The organism is Bacteroides sp. MSSM.1001136sp1_RTP21357st2_D2_RTP21359_211015 (assembly GCF_040913205.1).
Taxonomy (GTDB): domain Bacteria; phylum Bacteroidota; class Bacteroidia; order Bacteroidales; family Bacteroidaceae; genus Bacteroides; species Bacteroides ovatus.
The window spans coordinates 1-18,496 of record NZ_JBDFVF010000050.1 but is presented as its reverse complement, the minus strand read 5'-3'; the positions used below and the strand labels follow the sequence as shown (position 1 = coordinate 18,496).

The following is an 18,496-nucleotide window of genomic DNA, read 5'->3' as shown; positions in this document are numbered from 1 at the left end:
TGCAAAGTCGAATTATTCTTCGAGCAAACTCTTTCCGTTTCCGGCTTTTTCTTGCACGCTGTAAAAGCGAACGATAAGCGAGTATAAGCCAATAGTCGCAAACATGCTCTTTATCTTTCAATCGTATGTACTTAATCTTCATGTAGCTTGTACTTTTCATTAAACATCGAATCCACTTCTTGAAACTGTTTTGTAAAGCGGTTCTCTTTATATTTTCTCGGTGAAGCACACCCCACTATCAAAGTGAGAAGAGTGTATATTAATATCATTTTCTTCATTACTAGTTTTGAATTACTTTTTTATTACAACTGCCATAGTGCTAACAGTCGTTCCACTTTCCTTGAATTCACCTGCTCCGATTTCAAAAACTTCTCCATGAACTTCTTCCAACCATTCCCGGAAGTCAACACATTTCTTTTCAGACGCGAATTTCCAATGCTGACTGGTAATAGCTGCAAGAATTCCACCTTCTTCCAAGCGTTCATACATAAGTCTTACATGGTCAATATCCTGATTACCGGAAAACGGAGGATTAGCAATAATTTTAGTGTAATGTCCTACACTGTCTTTCGTAAAATCTTCATCAAGCAATATTACGTTATCAAGTGTATGAAGAAACTCCCTGTTTTCTGGCATCAGTTCATAGCATTCAACTGTTACTGACGGGCACGACCGGTGAATCGCTTTTATCAGAGCACCACGTCCGGCACTTGGTTCAAGTACGGTATCTGTTTCGTGAATTCCACCGGCAAGCATTACCAGCCAGTCTGCAATATCAGCAGGTGTTTCAAAGAACTGAAAATCTTTTTGCAAATCGCATCGCTTACCTTCTTTCAAGATGGAGAACACACGTTCCGGATTAAAAGGAAATGTGAATCCCTGTATCTTACCTCCCTGCCATGAGCCGCCAGCTTCTTCTATCCATTTCTTTGCTTCAGCATAGGATTTCTTATTGAATTGTACTTTCGGAAGTTTGAGAACACTATCCTCAAGAGTACAATGTTTCAGTATTTCTTCCACATTCCATTTCTTACCTTCATCAGCCTGCTTCTTCTTTTCATCATCTGGAGCGTCTGGCGCTAACAGCGAAGATATTTTCGCAATAACCATATTACTCGCATCCATGAAAGTATTAACACAGGAAAGCGCTTCCATAAGAAATTCAGTATCAACATATCCGGCAGCGTCATAAACATCTATGCCTTCAGTCATATCCGACAATTCATTGAGCTGGGCTACACTACCACGTAACGTTTTTATTAAAGTCTCTTTGTTGTTCATCATAACTTTTTTGTAAATAAATTCTTGTTGTATCTACACTACCATGACCAAGAAGGTCTGCTAATTGAATTACATCTTTGGTTTTCTTCAGGAACATTTTAGCAAAGAAGTGCCGGAAGGCGTGAGCGTGCATTTTTTTCGAATCAATACCACAATGTTTACCCCATACTTTCAGATGCTGTGAAAGACCTCTTTGAGTCAACGGCCCGAATCTCCCAACAGCAAGAGTACCGGACTTGCCTGTCTCCTTTATATAGTCCTTCACTTCCCTCTGCAATTGCTTTTGGAAAAAGAAACGCCGATACTTGTTCCCTTTCCCTTTCAAAACAACTTCGCCGGCCGCTATATCCTCCCACGTGAATTGCTGAAACTCCGAGAGCCGAGCTCCTGTAGTACCCAATACCTTAATGAAGAAATAGTAATCCTTGTTGAGTTTTGTTTTCAGATACTCCAGTAACCTATTATATTCCTCTTCTGTCGGCACATTGTTTACATCCAACTTGCGTTTCATTCTAGGTCGTTTCAGTTCAATAGGTTTCTTCACCCATTTGGAGAACTTCTCAATGGCTGTAATACGTAATCGAATGGTAGCTGGAGAAAGTTTTTCCTCTTCAAGGCTTTTTATAAATCGTCTGCAATTATCCATATTTAGTTCATTGGCGTATTCAAAATATTTTCTCAACGAGGTATAATAGACATCAATTGTGTGAGAGGAATAATCATTGTTATCAGTCAACCATATTATAAAATCATTAAGCAGTTTCTTATTCTTCTCTGAAATAACCTCAAGTTTCTCCAAAGGCTTTACAGCCTTTTCCCGTCGGCCATATCCGATTTTAAGATAAGACAATAAATCACAAACAGCCTCACACATAAACGAATGGCGCACCATAGCATCAGCATTTTTATGTTTATATTTATAATAACCATGACGATTGATTTCTTCGGAATTTTCAAGAAAATCAGTCACATATTTGATGTATTTCCCGATGCTATCATAGCTCCTACCCGTCGTATACAGGTAGGATATGTAATCTACCAATATTTGTTTTCGTTTATCATCCATTTTTTTGATTTGAGAGTTAATACTTCATCCCGTGCATCTTTTCACGGAGTTCGTTATACTTCATTTTCTGCTCGATGTGCCAAAGCAGGTTTATATCTAAGTGCTTGGCAAGCCCGAAGATAGATAGTATCATATCATTCACGGCTGTAGGAAAATCAAATATTCCGTCATACCTAACAGGAAGTGTAGAGATGGAATAGATTGATTCGGTAAAAGTTTCGCCTTTACAGGCTTCTGCCATATCTTCAATACAGTCATCAATATCTCCATTGGCAAGTTCAAGGTTTATTCCTCGAAGTCCTGCAAGATCAAGCAAGCGGATAACAGCATCAGCTAATTCTTCTTCGATTGAACCTTTAATGGTTTCGTTATATGCAACTTCGTAACCGCGCTCTTTGGGAATGTCAGAATCCAATCCTTGACAAATGCGGCTGTTAGCAATCTTCTTATTATACCGATCAACATTAGCACGCCTTCCTTTTCTATCTGCTTCCACAGCTTCCATCAGTTCAGAAATCACAAGGCAAAGAAAATGATTGTTACTTAGCTCTTGATCGTGAAACCCATGTTCACAAGCTGTTTTATATGCTTTGTCTCTTAATTCATTTAAATTCATTTTACTCATCCTTGTAATGCTTAAATATATCTATCCAATTCCTTTTCTAATAATTCTCCATCTATTTCAGGAAACAGCCTCAGAACTAAATCCAAAGATTTACAATAATTGTTACTGTATTCTTCAGTATCCATTAATCGAAGTACCATAGAACAAAAGATACTTTTTGTGTCTCTTAATTCGCCTTTCATCAGCAACTTTGATAGTTCGATAATTTGACTAGCAGGATTATGAAATTTTCCGTTTATATATTGAAAAATTATTCTTCCTTCAAATTGGCATATTTCACAATCTAATTCACAATCAATGTACTCTATTTTACTATCTATGAATTCACAATAAACACATTCAGTATTAGAAGCAAATAAAATTGCAAAATCATAGATATCATCACTATTACCTACAATTATTGAAGTAGATTCAAGAGTTTCCGAAACACCATTATTCCACTTTGCATCTTCAATCAGTTCCCTCACATATTCTTGAACTCTTGTGATGTTCTGCTCTATTAAATCTTTTTTACTCATAATTTCAATTCAATTAAGTTCGATTATTTTTTTGCAATATTCTCCCAAAAAGCAACGCCTTCAGGAGTACCATTAAAAGGGAATGAAATAGCTAGAAACCGATGAAAACAGCAATCAACATCTAACAAATTGTTCATCCGCTCTTCATTTGTCATTGAGAAGTCAGGACACTCAATATTAAATGTCTCATTTGCTCTTTCTGTATTATATTTCCATTGATTGAAAATACCTAGTCTTTCTAATTTTTCTATTTTTTCATTCCTCTTCATGTTGATTGACTTTTAATGCTTTACGTCTATAAAGGTAATCTTTATTGACAAGTTTAGCAAACAGAATCTTCGCCATTTTAACGCCATTTTACTCGGTCTTTTTCTTCAACAATTCAAGTATTATTCTCTCACTCTCTCTTAATCCATCAAGATAGCCTTTTGCATGTTCACCGGCATTATACACTATAAAAGAGAGGATCAACAAAAACAGTCCGAGCGAACGATGCCAGTATGGAAGTTGGGCTGTGAACGGCTTGATTGTTATAGATAAGTGTCCTACATATAGCAGGAACACAAACAAAATCACACATGAAATAATTGTTGTTTTCATATTAATCTGTAAATAAATTAAGTTGAGTTGTAAACTCGGGTTTATAAATTCTAAATTTACGGTTAAAGAAAGTCTCAAAGGCTGTTACAATTTCAGAGATGGTATTATCAGCAATTCCTAATAATTTATCATCGGCAACTATAAGAGATAAAGCCTTGTCAAGAGTCATTTTCTTCTCAATAAACAGGGAATACACCAAATATCTACGGGTATATTCCCCAGCCTCGAGTGACTCAACTTCTTCAGGAGTGGCCTTTCTCTTGTACAATACTTTATACCAATGTGTTTCAGCAGTACGAGCACGCTTTTGTCTCGGTAACAAGTCATAAAACACGGCAATTTCATTCTTTTGGATACACTTATGTTTTTTACGAACACCATACATCACATAAGGAGTGTTCCAATCAGGATGAGTCTTTCGATATTCAAGCTCCAGCTCTCGATCAATAAGATCTTGCTCAAAGTCTTGTTTCATTAACCATTCCTCGAACCAAGCAGCAAGTGCTTCTTCTCGATCATAATAATCTTTTCCATTTATACATAAGGGAATCATAATAACTATTTTTGTTGCATTTCACGTTTAAATCTTTCCTCTAAATCAAAAATGGTTTCTCCACTATTACGCCGATAGGGTCTATCGGTATTTAACTGAAGTTCTTTCAGCTTTTTCCAATACCATGGAAGGTACAAATACATATTCTTCAACTCCTTCAAGTTCTTATTTCCACAACACCAGCAACTCACACGATCAAGTAGCTCATATAGCCTTACTCCATCCTCATGCCAAACAAAGCCTTTTGTGTAACAGTACTGGAGTGCATCTGCTTCAGTAATGCCCCAATCACGAAGTGGTAAAACCCGATTTGGTCGTTTTTCCTTTTCAAAGCGATGGGTCTCATCGGCAGCAATACCGACATAATCAATTCCGTCTTTTGTGTGAGCTTTCAATGCACGAAGTTTTTCACTCGTTCCCCACCGGCATGTTCCCCCACACCAACTATATCCTTTTTTATGGATAATATTGGTCCCTCTTTTCTTAACCGGCCTTTCAAACATTGTCCAAAGAAAAGGTTGCTCCGGATGCAGTTCTGTATATTTAATGCCAAGTTTTTTAAGAATTGGAAGAACAGCATCACGAGTGTTATAGATTGCCTGAAATTCCATACCTGTATCATAGAAAACGACTTCATCCAACTGATATCCTTTATCTATTAGCATGAAAAGCATTGCCAAGGAATCCTTTCCAAAGCTGACTGAAGCATAATATTTCATACAAAAAATTTAATAGACAAGTCACTTTTTCTTCTTTGCCCTCTGATTATTAATCTGTGACATACACATACGGCACCAGGAAGTCAACAAATGATATTCCTTACCTTTTCTCACCACTATACGATTGTAGAACCGGTTCAAGTAGAAGTAATTTCCGCAATGGGTACATTTTTTCATTTCACGTCCTGAATCATCTATAATCCGATTACGCGGCTTACGACGAATTAGAGTACAACTTTTACACTTCTCATCAGTTTCGCGGTGCCGCCGGCAATGTGATAAGGATTTTGCTCCACATTTAGCAAACACCTTACAATCTCTACGAGGTATTGATTGACACACATTCATGGCTTCCTCGCATTCAAGAATTTATTTACTACACGAGAAAGTACATCCTCATTCTCCGGCATCAGCCATTCTTTTGCAACGTTCCAAGCAATACTCATAGCAGGATTGAAGTTATCCTTCCTGACTGTGTGATGAGACAAACGTCCTTCAGTGGGCTTCAAACCCTTATCATGTAAGATACACAGTCCATTCTCGAAAAAAGCACAATACTCCTTACCAGCAACGGGCTGAATCATCGGAATAGCAATATTAATAACCCCTAAGAATATACCAGCAGCCCAGTTCGTCAACGCTAACCTGTCGGCATAACCTGCATCAATAATTCGTTCAATATCATCAGGAGTACCTAAACATGGCGTATGACATTGTTGTTTACAAACACTGCATGAGCATTGTACAGGTACACGACCTGAAGCCCTCATTACCCTTTGTAATGAGGTTTCTTTTGATAATTCTCTCATAGTAAATTATTTGAGATACTACAAATTATTAAACATCGCCCCACAGCTTTACTGCAAGGTCATAATTTTTTTTAGCCTCTTTTACTGCTTTATTGGCATAAGCCATAGCGTATGTATGCTCGCGTCGGTACTTACCGGACTTCAATCCTTCGTGATATTCTTTTGCTTGTTCCAACTTATGTTCGTAGAAATCTATACTTTCCGGCATGGACAAGTTTATCGTATTAGCCCTTTTTTCCCAATACTTCGCAACTCTTTCATGTTCGGCAGCCTTATCGCTAAACTCAACGCTTTTCCCCATATTGTTCCACGCATCATCTATCGCTTTTCTGTGTCGCTTCTCGCTATGATGTCCCACTTTGATAGGCTCACCTAGAGAAAGAAAATCCTTATCTTTATTGGACTTGTTGTAATATTCACAGCTTTTCTGTACAGCAGATGTAGCCCATTCATGACGACGTTCAGCTCTTTGTTTGGCCCACTCTTGCACATTAAAGCCATCAGCCCGTACGATTGAGTAGTAATAGAATCCATCACGTTCGTAAATGAGGTTGAAAACAATACATTCATTTTCTTTTCCATACTTGGTGGTAACTTCAATAGTTTCACCTTTTTCGTGCTTCTCATCACACTTTGCCAAAAATACATTTGGCGCAAATTTGTAATACGTGTTCATTTTTTTAATTAAATTGGTTTGACTTATATGAAAAATGATGAAACCACAGCTACTTAGCCGTGGTTTCATCATTAAATAACTTTGGTTGACTGGGTTGAACCAAATCATCGAATAAACCAGGAGCACGAGGTTGTAACGCCTTGTATTCTTCCTGAAAGAATTCTTCTTTGGTTCTCCCATGTTTTTTACCCTTTCGTGTATGTACATCGAAAGTGTAATCTGGAATAGGAATAGGGTAACGCCTGACATCATTTATCCACTTTTCTATATCAATATCCTTTCTATCATAGATGAAGTTTTGCAAATGATCCGCATCACGATTCTTTCTACATTCACAAAGGAGAATAACAGCTTTACTGACAAATATCCTCCCTTTGGGTTCAGTAGCAGTCTTGTTTACCAGCTCATGCCCCTGCCACAATGCTTCTATCTCTTTAGTAATGATTCCATAGCAATCTTCAGCACTAATGGTAAACAGACGCTTCCACACATAGTCGCGGTACCCACTCGCCCAAAGTTCCAATGCAAAAAAGCCGGCTACCCCGGTGTCGGCTCGCCTAATGGCTTTCTGCATTGCAGAACTCACCTCAAAGAAATCATATCCGCAAACTGTTCTTATAATCATAATTCTAATTTAATGGTTTGACTTTTAGTTTATTACATCAGTAAAATTAGCTAAAAAAGGCGAATATGACAAACAGAATGGACGCCATTTAAACGCCTTTTTTACAGACTATTAGAATTTGAATTTGCATGATATATTATATTGAACGAGCTGCTTTGTTTTGTCTTTCCCATTAGTGGTTGCACTCTTTAGCAAAATACTATCACCAAAATTCTTTTTGATAAAGAGGATAGATTTACGTTCCTCTTCCTGATTCCTTATAGAAGCAAGCCCACCAGCGTTTACAAAAGTGTTCTTTTGCTCAAAATTATACCGCAAATCGGTTAAAACCTTACGTTCTTTGTACTTCATGTAACAAGAAATCCAAAAATCTTCCTTCAAACGTATTTCCTCATTCCACCAAGTGTTTTTGTTATAGATTACTCCATAACTGCAACCGGTTATCATTTTCGAAAGAGAAAGAAAAGCGGATTCATCATACATTACCGGCGATATCCGAGCGGTGAAGCCAAACAGATGTACATCCATCATACTGGCCATCTCAAATAATGACTGAATGATATTGGTTATCTTATCTTTATCCTTTATCCGGCTAGGTTCTCCTTTTTCCACATAAATAGGTTTGCAGGCATGGACATCATCATCAAGCATGAAAAGTTCTCCAAAATGCTTTGCCATCCAGTTACGTTTCGGGATGAGGCCCATAACGTCGTCAGGATGAGTAACAATTTCACATTCCGGGTTAAATTGTTGATATAAGTCAGCTTGACTTTCAGCAACGCAAATGATAGGATCGTTCACCAACTTTTTAGCGAACACCCGGTCATGGCGTTTATGACTTGGTATTACTATCTTGCAGGGCATGGCGAACGTCTTTTATATCAATTACATTGGATTTACTTATTTTCCCGGTTTTGTACGACTTCATGTGCTGCATGTCCAGCCTTTCACGAAGCCAGTTGCTATCTACCTCATTACTTGAGGTGATGATAAACAACTCATGTTTTTCGTCATACTTTGGAATGAGAGGATAAATGGCTGTATCATCCGTGATGGCATCGAAGCGCTCTTTAAATTCATCCTCTTTCTTCTCCGGGGCAAATTCGATGCCCCAATCTTGGAGTTCCGCCTTATTCCACTCGTTTTCCATAACGTCCAAATCATTCTCACCAAAATTGACATTATCTTTAGTGGCATATTCCCTCAACTTCTTAACGGGGGTATCAGGTGCCAGAATTTTACAAGGCAGTTCTTTATAACCTAACTCCTTGCAAGCTCGCAAACGTAAATTACCACAAACAACAATATATCTGCCATCATTGTAGGGAAAAACTATAAGTTCTCGAAGCTCAAGCATCTCTGGCGAATCCTGAATGCTTTTCTTCATCGCTTCAAAGCGGTAATCACGAAAAAAACGTGGATTTTTCGGCAATCCCGTGAGCTGCCCCTTATTAAAATCAAGTAGGCAGACTTGAATAATCTCTGTCATAACTAACTATATTAAAATCAACAACACAAAATCAACAACACAAACAGTCAGTAACAACACCTAATCATTTTTTCTATCATCGAACTCTATCTTATCTTTGATAAGCTGTTCAATGTCCTCACAACCAAATCTTTTTAAATAGGCAACAAGGTAAATTATCATCTCGGCTGCCAATTCTTCATCTTCCGAATATTTAGGAAGATTATCACTCCTATATTTAGAAGCAATATCGAATTTTCTCCAAACGGCTTCAATTCTTATGCTAAACGCTTTTCTTGAGCTATGCTCATTCATCTTAAAGCGCTTCCTCATGATATTCAAGCATCTCTGGGCAAACCTATTCAATGTTATCATATCGATCGGGTTAAATTGTTAGACTATGAATAATCTCACACGATTCTATTAGGTTGGTCTCTGATGCGAAACCAATGAACATATTCTTTATCTATCAGCATACTATTATTTATTTTGAGGGGTCTGTTGTATCTAAATATTTCCTGTATTCCAATTCTGTTTTGGCAAGATTGATTACGGTATTAACCCCTTGGAAAACTTGTTTTGCTTGGCTCACTTTACTAGGATCTTCTTTCACATCCTTAATTTGTTGAAGAACCAAATTCCTCAAATCTTGTAAAATGGTAGGGTTCACTGTAGACACCTTATTCAACCGTTCATTTGCCAACACGACAACAGTATTTGTTATTGGCCGAAAACGGTTCAACTTGGAAGCCAAATCAAACATACTAAACACTAACACTTTGCCATTATTCAAGTATATCTCAACTTCGGTACCATCATCACCGGTACCGTCACAGTAATTGAGAATTACAACTTCTTCATTCTGATAAAGGAATGGTTTATTAACCATTTCTTTCAATCTATCTATTGCTCCATCAGTCATGATTCATTCTTTTTTGTTGCTTTATTAATTTGTCTATTCAAAGCTCCTTTTAGCTTGATTAGGTACTGAACATCTTCCGGATATCGGGCATACAAAGAATTCTCTTTTTTTAATTGTTCAGAACGACTAATCATGTAAAGGTTCTCAATGGAAACGTTTTGCCTGTTGCCATCTTTAAACTGAATATTATAACCAGGGGGGATTTCTCCATTATGCTCAATCCATACAAGCCGATGTTTAAGTTCAAAGACATTCGGTTCGGCAGTTTTCACTTCAATGTAACCGTCACGAGTTATGCGTTCATAACCGACTGGTTTATGATTTTTGGGGACATGTCCTTTCTTAAATCGAGTAGCTTTCGTTTTTGCTAATTGTTCCTCTGACATATATTCCGTTTGCTTACGTCCCTTGTTCATCGGTTGGTGGCCTTTGGGAAAGAAGCTTTTAGAAGCGCATTGAAATTTAAATTCTTTAGATTTAAAGAGCCGTAATTTAAATGCAACTCCATTTACAGCAGAATAAGTGGTACCTAATATCTGTGCTATTTCCTCATTAGTATGATTGGGATACAACTTTTTCAATTTATCAAGTCTCTCACTATTCCAAAACGAGATTCTCGGAGAGCGCCTAAGTTTTCGAATCAAGGCCTTTGTTTTAACAGCACTAAGTGTTTTATCAAGACGCTTAGCAAGTTCTTTTAAATCAGCAGTCGGGTACTCACTGTCAAGTATAGCAAGTTGTTCGCCAGTCCACGTTTTCATAAGTGCGTCAATAAAGAGAGGAAACCACTAGGCTTCCTCTGTGTTATCGTTATTTAGCTCTTTCAGTCTTTCTTTGAGCTTCTTTTCTTTCTTATCATATGAATCCGCAAGTTTCTTAGAGAGCGCTTTGAAATCATCCGGATATTGTTCTGCAAAAAGGATTTTCTGACACTTTTGCAAATAGGAGTAGAAATTCACATTATTCGATGATAAGCATTCAGCAATAAAGGCTCTATACCATTGGTGTCGGTCAGCTTGGTTGTTCTTGACATAATTTACAAAATCACTCTCACCATTCCATTTTTTCAAATTCAGTTTTTCAAGATAAGTACTGCTACAACCGCTAAGAACCAGCACATCAAAAACAAGTTGTTCATTTTCAGAGAATTCTTTTGTTCTCTGATAATATGTTTTCTCTTGCGCCCACTTACGCATTTCTTCAGCAGACTTCTCCTTGACTATATCCTTCGCTCTTTTTAATTGGGCGTTTATTTTTTCCCTTTCTATCTCTTTTAGATCGGCAACGGCGGAAGTAGAGGAAGCCGTTTCTTTTCTAACATAATAGAAACTAACGTTAAATTCGGGAGAATAATGTCCAAAAAATGAAAGACAACGATAAACTTCTCCATCTTCAAGCATTTTCAAAGTGCGTTCATCATCTTCTGAATACCAGCACTTACATCTAAAGATTTCATCAGGATCAACTATTTCAAATCCAAGTTGTTTAACAGCTTCCAAAGTTTTTTCATAGAAAACCTTTCTATCTTCTCCCCAATATGTATCGGGACGTCTAGCGATAATTACTGTTTTTCCAAATGAAAGAGGTTCGCCAACTTTAACAAGATGTTCATATTCTAGTTGAATTTTCCGCGTCACATAAGCAATCTGTTTTTTCTCATAGCAAGCAGCATTGATACATCTAGCATCCTTACTATTCATTTCATAGAACAAACAACCATGATTACACGTATTATTCTCACATTGAGAACATGATTTAATATCAGTATTTTCCCAATTATCGGAATCATCTTTAATCCAAGGTGCGTTACCAAGCTCCATGAAAGAATTACTCACAAATTCTCGAATCATAGCAGTAGTACATTGTTCTTCCTCCTCCTCATGAAACTCTTTTTGAGTATCTTCATCCAATTTAGAAAGAATCATAGCACCGGACAATGGTATATCTCCATTTCTTACCCGCTCTTTTAGTTCAGGAATAAGAGAATTCAATTTAATACGGTCAAAAACAAACCGGGTAGACTTTCCTATTTTAAGAGCAATATCTTCCAAAGTTCGTCCTTTTTCAGCCAACTGCGCAAAGGCAAAAGCTTCTTCGATGGGATCAACATCTTTTCTTTGAAGATTCTCGGTAATCATCGCTTCAAAAGCCTCATCATCTGTCATTTCTCTGACAATGCAGGATATTGTCTGAAATTTTTCCGACTTTTTTCGATGGGCTTTGATTTTTGCAACATTCGCTTCATCTTCCTTTGCTTTCAAAAGTGACACAGCCCGGAAACGACGCTCACCGCAAACAATTTCGTATGTGTAAGGTAGTGGGGTAACATCTCCGGTTTCTAGGTTAGTCATCTCCTCGGATTTAGCAACTCTGACAGTGATAGGTTGCAATAAACCTTGCTTTTCAATGTTGCTTGCAAGCTCTTCAAGAGCTGCTTCATCAAAAGTCTTTCTCGGATTCAAAGGAGAAGGACTGATAAGGTCAATTCTAATGTTTTGTACTTCCATAATTTAATTATATTGGTTTGACTTCTAATTCATTACATCAGTAAATTTATCGTAAAATGACAAGTTATGCAAACAGAAACTTCGCCATTTTAACGCCATTTTCATGCGGGCTTATTACGTATTTGAATGAAGCCACGTTTTTCCGTTTCCCGAAGCAATTCCATATCTTCCTCACGGATATAACAATCCGTTTCACCATTAACAGTTGTGTGATTAGGAATACCAAAACGCTCCCGTATTCTTCTTTTCACTTCAGGAATATCTTCAAGTTTGATATGCCTAGTGTTCCAGTAAATTGTCACCTTCTGCTTCTTGTTTGCCATTTTCTCTTTTGTTTAGATAAGAGATTATTTCATTTGAGAGACTTAACGCTTTAGCAGCTTCTTCATCTCCTTGCCCAACTCTAAGTTTGAGTTCGTTCCGGTATTCTTCATACGACAAGCCACTTGTATAGTTCACTTCCTCCGACAAATTCTCTTTATGAAAATTCCATGACTGATTATCAGCAACAGCACAACGTTCTTTATTGTATTCACGAAGCCAACTCATGATGACCTGACCATCAATTCTATTATAGATATTGCCATATTTCATTTTCATTGCGTTCTTGAAACACAGTTTAAAATCATCAGTTTTCATATATGGATATTCTTCAATGATTAAATCTACTGTAGTAGCGACTTGTGTAGCCGACATTGGATTACCGACATTGAAAAACTCCAAGGCATCAGCTATCAATATGACCAACACTGCTCTGGCTTGCGGCTCACCAAACTTTCTTATAATAGTGCCAATAGAAGGTTCATCACTTTGAAATACATCTTCAACCTTCTTGGGGCATAGAGCTTTGCAATAGTTTTTCGGCGAGGTCCGTAAGACTGCTAACCGATTCTCTTCTTGTGGCCGCAGTATCAGTTCGTTTTCCATTGTAATTTCCTTCTAAAATTTTAGTAAAATTCGCAGACTTGAATATCCAGTCAAAAGTGCACCTCCAATTTTTATCGTTTTGTCCAAGCAAGAAAGGACTGTCTAAAACCAATTGGAACACATCGAATACAGCTTGCTTCCCGTATTGTGCGACACGTGCTTTAATAGCTTTCTTTCGTTTTGCATCTATGGACTTTATAGCAGGAAGTTTACCTTTAAACGTGGAATTAAAATAATCCATTAGCCCACCCCAATCAATCTTTTCCTCGGGGAACAAAGAAAGCTCGTCTTTCTTTGATTCTCCTTTAGGAGAAGTTTCTTTCTTTTTTAAATGAGAATCATTATCATCTACATAATCATTATCATATTCATTATCATTATCGGGTTTTGTGGGTTCTTTTGGGTTTCCAAATAACCCAGTGGGTTTTGTGGGTTCTTTGGGTTCTTTTGGGTTTTCACTTTTCGGACGTCCCCCCTTAGAACCATTGCTCTTATTCCTTTCCACAATAGACATATACTTTTCAGTATCCCTGTCTATATCTATCTTTATAAAGTTGAAAGCAATATTTGCCATAGGTTTCAACCCCCGAAGATTTCCCGTTGTCGCATACTCAATTATGCTTTCGTAAATCTCCAGCCTGACATCATCCGGCAAATCCTTGATTGCTTCTCTCCACCCTTTATAAAAGATGAATGAATTTCTTTCCATATTTTAAGGGATTGTACTCCGATTAGTAATAAAACTCACAGACCTTTTGCTTCCTTCAGTTTTTTCGCTTCTTCCTTGTAATGAGTAATCAGCTTTTCTAATTGAAAGTCACTAAATTGCTTAGAAACATTTTTCTTGGCTTCCAGGAGTAGCACATTTCGTTCACCATACTTGGCAACTAGACGTCTGCGATAATCCTGAATATTTCCTTCCATGAAGCGGTTACAATGTGAACATTGAGCATTGCAGTTCATTTCATCAAAGCGAGTACTCATGTGTTGGCGGTTGATGTAATGACCGCAATCTGCTTTATTGAAAGGCTTTATTTTACCACATGAAATACACTGAAAATATCCATTAGGCATCGTATCACGATAACGGATGAATAAACTAAATATTCTGTCTAGTTCATTGACAAGATCAGGTTTCTTCTTGACCTTAACACCTTCTACCTCGAAAAGAGGCTTTTTCTTTTCTTTCTTCTTGTAATTTCTCCACATGATAATTAAAATACTACATTGGTTAATTGACGGCCACGACTCATTATACACCATTTTCCCTTTTCAGGCTGTTCTATGCGTAACTCTTCAACACGCCCAAAGCGCCGGAAATTCCCACTCAAATCAACAACCCAACCCTCTTTACCTTGGCAGGGACGAATGACACGACCGACCATTTGATAATAGAGGGAAAGGGATTTGGTTGGACGTGCAAGAACAACCGTATCAAGCTCCGGGTAATCGAATCCGGTTGTAAGTACGCCGACATTAGCAACAACTTTTATTCTTCCATCTTTAAAACCTTTCAGAATTCGTGCCCTTTCTTCCTTTGGAGTAGAACCGCTAACGATCGCACAATTAGGAATTTCGGAAGCCAGTTTTTCAGCTTCACGAATAAACCTCGTGAATATTAAAATACCTTTGCGTGGTATGCCCGATTTGGGGTTCAACAGACGTTTTGTCCATCCAACTATATCTTTGTATATGTCCACACGTTCAAACTCTTGCAGAAGACTTTTTTCATCGTAATCTGCACCAGTAGAATTAGTCCTGACTCTACTTAAATCCAACTTTGTAATATCATAGTATTTCAAACTTGCGAGAAATCCTTTAGCAAGTAGTTCACTCACCTGACAGTGATAAATAACATCAGTGAAAACCTTTGGCCGGGTACGAGTTATAAATTTAAGCATAGCACCACCTCTTCCTGAACATAATCTGTAAGGAGTCGCTGTCAGCCCAATAACTTTCCTTTGCTCATCTTCAAAGAATTCCTTATACATTCCTTTCTCCGGATTCACTAAATGACATTCATCAATTAGAACGTGCTTGAAATGTTTGAAGAAACTCATGTGTTTCATCACACTACCAATCATAGCGAACGTAATACGATTGATATCCTTTCTTCCGGCAGAAGCTGAATAAACTCCACAATCGAATATGCCGTATGATTGAAGTTTCGCAAAATTTTGTTCGAGTATTTCCTTGCTAGGCTGGAACACTATCAGCGGCCCGTCTATCCGTGCAGCTATATTGGCAATGACAAGGGACTTCCCGGCACCAGTGGGAAGAACTATCACGTAGTTTTTCTTTTCCTTGGATTTAAAAACGCTGACCGCTGCATCACTAGCACTTTTTTGGTAGTCTCTTAACTGGTATGTCATAATTTGATGTGATATTTATGAACTTTCGAATGACAGTCACCACAAAGGGTAACGAGACAATCAAGATGTTCAAGTTCATGACCAACGATTGATTTTCCGTTAACCTTGTATGTTTTGTGGTGAATCTCTAAATTGAAGTCTTTACCGCACATCTGGCATTTATGTCCGTCCCTAATACGAATTTTACGCTTGGCTTCTTCCCAATCTGGATTATTCACAAGTCGCTTCACATAGTTGGACTTCCTGCCTTTTTTGTGCTGCAATCTACTCATCGTCTTCCGGTTCTTCTTCAGGAAGTTTATCAGACAGGTCTTCTTCGAACTTGTCCCCATAATCTTCTGTATCATCAATAGGGCGTTCTACTTCAGGATATTCAATACCAAACAAATCAAGCATCGCTTTTCTGTTTCGATCTTCCTGTGCCCAAAGAGAACGTTTGTCCCAATCAGGAATTTTTTCAGCTTTCACAAGCTTAAACTCACCGTTCACCCATGAATAATACAGGAAATATCCATCAAGAGCAAACCGGATCGTATTCTTACTTGAAAGATGATACTCCCTCGTCCCCTTTTTGACCTCGGCAGCCAGGTCTTTAATTTCAGTCTTAATAGAAGCTAACCTGTCTTGTGCATCACTCTTAATTTTTTTCGCACGTTCAATGGCTTCCAACAGTTCACGTTCGCGTTTGGGGACCTCATTCTCTTGCTTGATGCAATACTCTTCACGAATTTCGGAAATCTCAAATTCATCCAGTAAACGTTGTGTCACCTCACTTTCAGGGAATGTAGCATTGAAATGCTCATTCACCAACTTTATCAATTCATCTACATTCGTAGAACCCTGAAATAAAACAGGGGGAAATTTTTCCCGAATAGAATCGGGAACTACAAACTCGATTGTCTCGGGTTCGTAGTTTCTCAAATTTGCAATCATAAATTATAAAAGGATTAATTAGTACCGGTTTTGGTACTCATGAATAAAATCTAAGTAATGCTGGTCTTCAGGCAACGGAAGTGTAATACCAAACTCGGTGGCCGCATCTATTTTCACGCTTTCCATGAAATTATGCATCTCTAAAGTATTAAGTTTACTTGTTCCTCGCACAATAGTTTCCACTTTACCATTCACATGAACCTGTTTCACAAGAAACTTCTTACAATACAAGTCATGTATATCCTGAACTCCAGCAGCAGTGCTCCAATACTCTTCACCTGTGTATTCACGCAAACAGGCACCAATACACTGAAACCATTTCCACATGAGAGCATTTTGATTTAATGTTCTCGGCTGTGTTTTTTTCTTAATGGTTACAGTGTATTCTCCATTACGAAGTGTGCTGCACATGAACTCGAAAGACTTATCCATTTGGATTTTGCCATCTTTCTTCGTCAATGTTGCTTCCATAACCTATCAGAATGGCAAATCGTCCTTGGTCGGTGGTGGCGGTGGCGGGCACTCATTCACCGCACTTCGAGTCTGATTATTGGTGTGTTCCGGAAGAGGTGGCGGTGGTGGCGCTTGTTGAGGCTTAACAGAAAGCATCTCCATATTATCAACAAAAAGTTCTGTAATATACCGTTTAATTCCTCTGCTATCATCATAACTCCGAGTTCTTATCTTTCCTTCCAGATACAACTTGTCTCCCTTATGGACATACTTCTCAACAACATCGGCAAGACCACGCCAAACAACAATATTATGCCATTCAGTTCTTTCAGGAACCTGTGTTCCATTGGCAAGGGTATAACCTTTTTCAGTGGTGGCAAAGGAGAAAGTGGCCACTTTAGAACCAGCTTCCAAAATTCTAATATCGGGGTCTTTGCCAACATGCCCGATAAGCATCAATTTGTTTAAACTCATGATTTATCCTCCCTTATTGTTACACGGATACTATCAGCTTTAGGAACTGTTTTGATATACTTAGAATATAATTCCGGATAGTCAGCCTGAAACTTTTTAGTATCAAAATTGTCACTCGTAGAAGCGGGTGTATAACTAACTCGCAATCTTCCGGCATCCCATGACTTGACACCATTCTCACGCATAGCAGTTTTCAATTTTGCCTTATAATCTTTCTGAATCTTGGTTAGATCTGCAAGTTCTTCCTCAATCCCGATTATAGTATTTACAAGCTGCATTGGAATAAGTAACTTGTCATCATCAGGGGCAGGAACGGGAAGATTGGATAGATATTGCTCACCCTTCTTCTCGCATTCCATTAACTTCTTGACTTCTTTATCAGACTTACGGCTAATTTCAACAAATTCATGTTTATTACCACGCAACCAAGTGCTAAACAATTTATCAACTTTGAGTAATGGATTTTGAAGTTCAAAGAAATAAGCATAGATTGACAACTGCCAACTTAAATACTCCTTATCAAGATGAAGGGTAGTTTTGATGTCAACAAGACTAATTCTACCGGCTTTCTCCCAAACACAATCTATATTCGATGCAAAGTATTCGTTATCAGAAACGGTATATTCATTGGCAAGCGCCTTATATCCGGCATTTACCCTCATTCTGATATAATTCTCTGCTTCAATACTTTCAGGAGGTAAGCCTGTTACATCAGCAAACTGGCATTGAGCATGAATAAGGCTACCCTTCTCTGCAGCTCTCTTCAATACAAAATCGGGGACATCTTTATATTTGTCAGGGAACAACTGCCGGCTAATCATACCGGTTATACCTTGCAACTGTTTTTCACCGAGCATATAAGTGTGGTTTTCCTCATTGAAAACCACACTGGATTTCACTAATTCTATCATTATTATCAATTTCTAGGAGGATACGTTTTCTGCATGTCAATAGTTATGTTTCTGAAC

General features: G+C 37.9%; 28 protein-coding genes. All 28 read right to left on the bottom strand.

The window, feature by feature from the left end:
- Positions 1–291: 291 nt before the first annotated feature.
- The 28 genes from AB5217_RS23075 to AB5217_RS22945 all read right to left on the bottom strand — a co-directional run bounded on the left by AB5217_RS23075 (position 292) and on the right by AB5217_RS22945 (position 18,439).
- Complete coding sequence (locus AB5217_RS23075) at positions 292–1,284, bottom strand: SAM-dependent methyltransferase (protein ID WP_077154464.1); 993 nt, start codon at positions 1,282–1,284, stop codon at positions 292–294.
- On the bottom strand, positions 1,241–2,347 hold the full coding sequence (locus tag AB5217_RS23070; RefSeq protein WP_077154465.1) for a tyrosine-type recombinase/integrase: 1,107 nt from the start codon (positions 2,345–2,347) through the stop codon (positions 1,241–1,243). The genes AB5217_RS23075 and AB5217_RS23070 overlap by 44 nt, the downstream gene beginning before the upstream one ends.
- A gap of 16 nt (positions 2,348–2,363) precedes the next feature.
- Complete coding sequence (locus AB5217_RS23065) at positions 2,364–2,972, bottom strand: hypothetical protein (protein ID WP_077154466.1); 609 nt, start codon at positions 2,970–2,972, stop codon at positions 2,364–2,366.
- 11 nt (positions 2,973–2,983) lie between these two features.
- The gene (locus AB5217_RS23060; RefSeq protein WP_122138972.1) at positions 2,984–3,490 is read right to left on the bottom strand and encodes a hypothetical protein; all 507 of its coding nucleotides are present in this window, start codon (positions 3,488–3,490) and stop codon (positions 2,984–2,986) included.
- Positions 3,491–3,513: 23 nt separating this feature from the next.
- Entirely contained in the window at positions 3,514–3,759 is a 246-nt protein-coding gene (locus tag AB5217_RS23055) for a hypothetical protein (protein ID WP_024986976.1), read from the bottom strand.
- A gap of 88 nt (positions 3,760–3,847) precedes the next feature.
- Positions 3,848–4,090: a hypothetical protein gene (locus tag AB5217_RS23050; protein WP_115484178.1), complete on the bottom strand. Its 243-nt coding sequence runs from the start codon at positions 4,088–4,090 to the stop codon at positions 3,848–3,850.
- Between the two features lies 1 nt (position 4,091).
- On the bottom strand, positions 4,092–4,643 hold the full coding sequence (locus AB5217_RS23045; protein WP_077154468.1) for a hypothetical protein: 552 nt from the start codon (positions 4,641–4,643) through the stop codon (positions 4,092–4,094).
- A 5-nt stretch (positions 4,644–4,648) separates the two neighbouring features.
- On the bottom strand, positions 4,649–5,362 hold the full coding sequence (locus tag AB5217_RS23040; protein ID WP_008999331.1) for a phosphoadenosine phosphosulfate reductase family protein: 714 nt from the start codon (positions 5,360–5,362) through the stop codon (positions 4,649–4,651).
- Between the two features lie 21 nt (positions 5,363–5,383).
- Positions 5,384–5,710 carry a hypothetical protein gene (locus tag AB5217_RS24980; protein ID WP_008999330.1) on the bottom strand — a complete coding sequence of 109 codons (327 nt, stop codon included), beginning with the start codon at positions 5,708–5,710 and terminating at the stop codon, positions 5,384–5,386.
- A complete protein-coding gene (locus tag AB5217_RS23035; RefSeq protein WP_004300224.1) occupies positions 5,707–6,171 on the bottom strand; it encodes a hypothetical protein in 465 nt (154 codons plus the stop codon). Before AB5217_RS23035 ends, AB5217_RS24980 begins: the two co-directional genes overlap by 4 nt.
- A gap of 28 nt (positions 6,172–6,199) precedes the next feature.
- Positions 6,200–6,847, bottom strand: a complete 648-nt coding sequence (locus AB5217_RS23030; RefSeq protein ID WP_004318814.1) for a DUF3560 domain-containing protein — start codon at positions 6,845–6,847, stop codon at positions 6,200–6,202.
- 49 nt (positions 6,848–6,896) lie between these two features.
- Positions 6,897–7,472 (bottom strand): hypothetical protein, encoded by a 576-nt coding sequence (locus AB5217_RS23025; RefSeq protein WP_009039412.1) that lies wholly within the window; start codon positions 7,470–7,472, stop codon positions 6,897–6,899.
- 111 nt (positions 7,473–7,583) lie between these two features.
- Complete coding sequence (locus tag AB5217_RS23020) at positions 7,584–8,336, bottom strand: hypothetical protein (protein WP_004300221.1); 753 nt, start codon at positions 8,334–8,336, stop codon at positions 7,584–7,586.
- Entirely contained in the window at positions 8,305–8,961 is a 657-nt protein-coding gene (locus AB5217_RS23015) for a ParB N-terminal domain-containing protein (protein WP_004311535.1), read from the bottom strand. Before AB5217_RS23015 ends, AB5217_RS23020 begins: the two co-directional genes overlap by 32 nt.
- 60 nt (positions 8,962–9,021) lie before the next feature.
- Positions 9,022–9,315, bottom strand: a complete 294-nt coding sequence (locus AB5217_RS23010) for a hypothetical protein (protein ID WP_004318818.1) — start codon at positions 9,313–9,315, stop codon at positions 9,022–9,024.
- A gap of 109 nt (positions 9,316–9,424) precedes the next feature.
- The gene (locus AB5217_RS23005; RefSeq protein ID WP_004300218.1) at positions 9,425–9,862 is read right to left on the bottom strand and encodes a hypothetical protein; all 438 of its coding nucleotides are present in this window, start codon (positions 9,860–9,862) and stop codon (positions 9,425–9,427) included.
- Positions 9,859–10,623 (bottom strand): HNH endonuclease signature motif containing protein, encoded by a 765-nt coding sequence (locus AB5217_RS23000; protein WP_151879286.1) that lies wholly within the window; start codon positions 10,621–10,623, stop codon positions 9,859–9,861. The genes AB5217_RS23005 and AB5217_RS23000 overlap by 4 nt, the downstream gene beginning before the upstream one ends.
- A 27-nt stretch (positions 10,624–10,650) precedes the next feature.
- Positions 10,651–12,369, bottom strand: a complete 1,719-nt coding sequence (locus AB5217_RS22995; RefSeq protein WP_004300216.1) for a ParB/RepB/Spo0J family partition protein — start codon at positions 12,367–12,369, stop codon at positions 10,651–10,653.
- A gap of 101 nt (positions 12,370–12,470) precedes the next feature.
- Positions 12,471–12,692, bottom strand: coding sequence for a hypothetical protein (locus tag AB5217_RS22990; protein ID WP_004318822.1), 222 nt, complete (start codon positions 12,690–12,692; stop codon positions 12,471–12,473).
- Positions 12,649–13,065, bottom strand: coding sequence for a hypothetical protein (locus AB5217_RS22985; protein WP_087318365.1), 417 nt, complete (start codon positions 13,063–13,065; stop codon positions 12,649–12,651). The genes AB5217_RS22990 and AB5217_RS22985 overlap by 44 nt, the downstream gene beginning before the upstream one ends.
- A gap of 127 nt (positions 13,066–13,192) precedes the next feature.
- Entirely contained in the window at positions 13,193–14,005 is an 813-nt protein-coding gene (locus AB5217_RS22980) for a DUF6291 domain-containing protein (RefSeq protein ID WP_004314099.1), read from the bottom strand.
- A gap of 35 nt (positions 14,006–14,040) precedes the next feature.
- Positions 14,041–14,505 (bottom strand): recombination protein NinG, encoded by a 465-nt coding sequence (locus AB5217_RS22975; RefSeq protein ID WP_087318366.1) that lies wholly within the window; start codon positions 14,503–14,505, stop codon positions 14,041–14,043.
- A 5-nt stretch (positions 14,506–14,510) separates the two neighbouring features.
- The gene (locus AB5217_RS22970) at positions 14,511–15,668 is read right to left on the bottom strand and encodes a DEAD/DEAH box helicase (protein ID WP_004314098.1); all 1,158 of its coding nucleotides are present in this window, start codon (positions 15,666–15,668) and stop codon (positions 14,511–14,513) included.
- Complete coding sequence (locus AB5217_RS22965) at positions 15,665–15,820, bottom strand: hypothetical protein (RefSeq protein WP_227250248.1); 156 nt, start codon at positions 15,818–15,820, stop codon at positions 15,665–15,667. The genes AB5217_RS22970 and AB5217_RS22965 overlap by 4 nt, the downstream gene beginning before the upstream one ends.
- Positions 15,821–15,932: 112 nt before the next feature.
- Positions 15,933–16,601, bottom strand: a complete 669-nt coding sequence (locus AB5217_RS22960; RefSeq protein ID WP_004300209.1) for a hypothetical protein — start codon at positions 16,599–16,601, stop codon at positions 15,933–15,935.
- A gap of 18 nt (positions 16,602–16,619) precedes the next feature.
- Complete coding sequence (locus AB5217_RS22955; protein WP_004300208.1) at positions 16,620–17,072, bottom strand: hypothetical protein; 453 nt, start codon at positions 17,070–17,072, stop codon at positions 16,620–16,622.
- Between the two features lie 6 nt (positions 17,073–17,078).
- Positions 17,079–17,528, bottom strand: a complete 450-nt coding sequence (locus AB5217_RS22950) for a single-stranded DNA-binding protein (RefSeq protein ID WP_004300206.1) — start codon at positions 17,526–17,528, stop codon at positions 17,079–17,081.
- Positions 17,525–18,439, bottom strand: a complete 915-nt coding sequence (locus tag AB5217_RS22945; RefSeq protein ID WP_004300205.1) for a hypothetical protein — start codon at positions 18,437–18,439, stop codon at positions 17,525–17,527. The genes AB5217_RS22950 and AB5217_RS22945 overlap by 4 nt, the downstream gene beginning before the upstream one ends.
- Positions 18,440–18,496 lie beyond the last annotated feature (57 nt).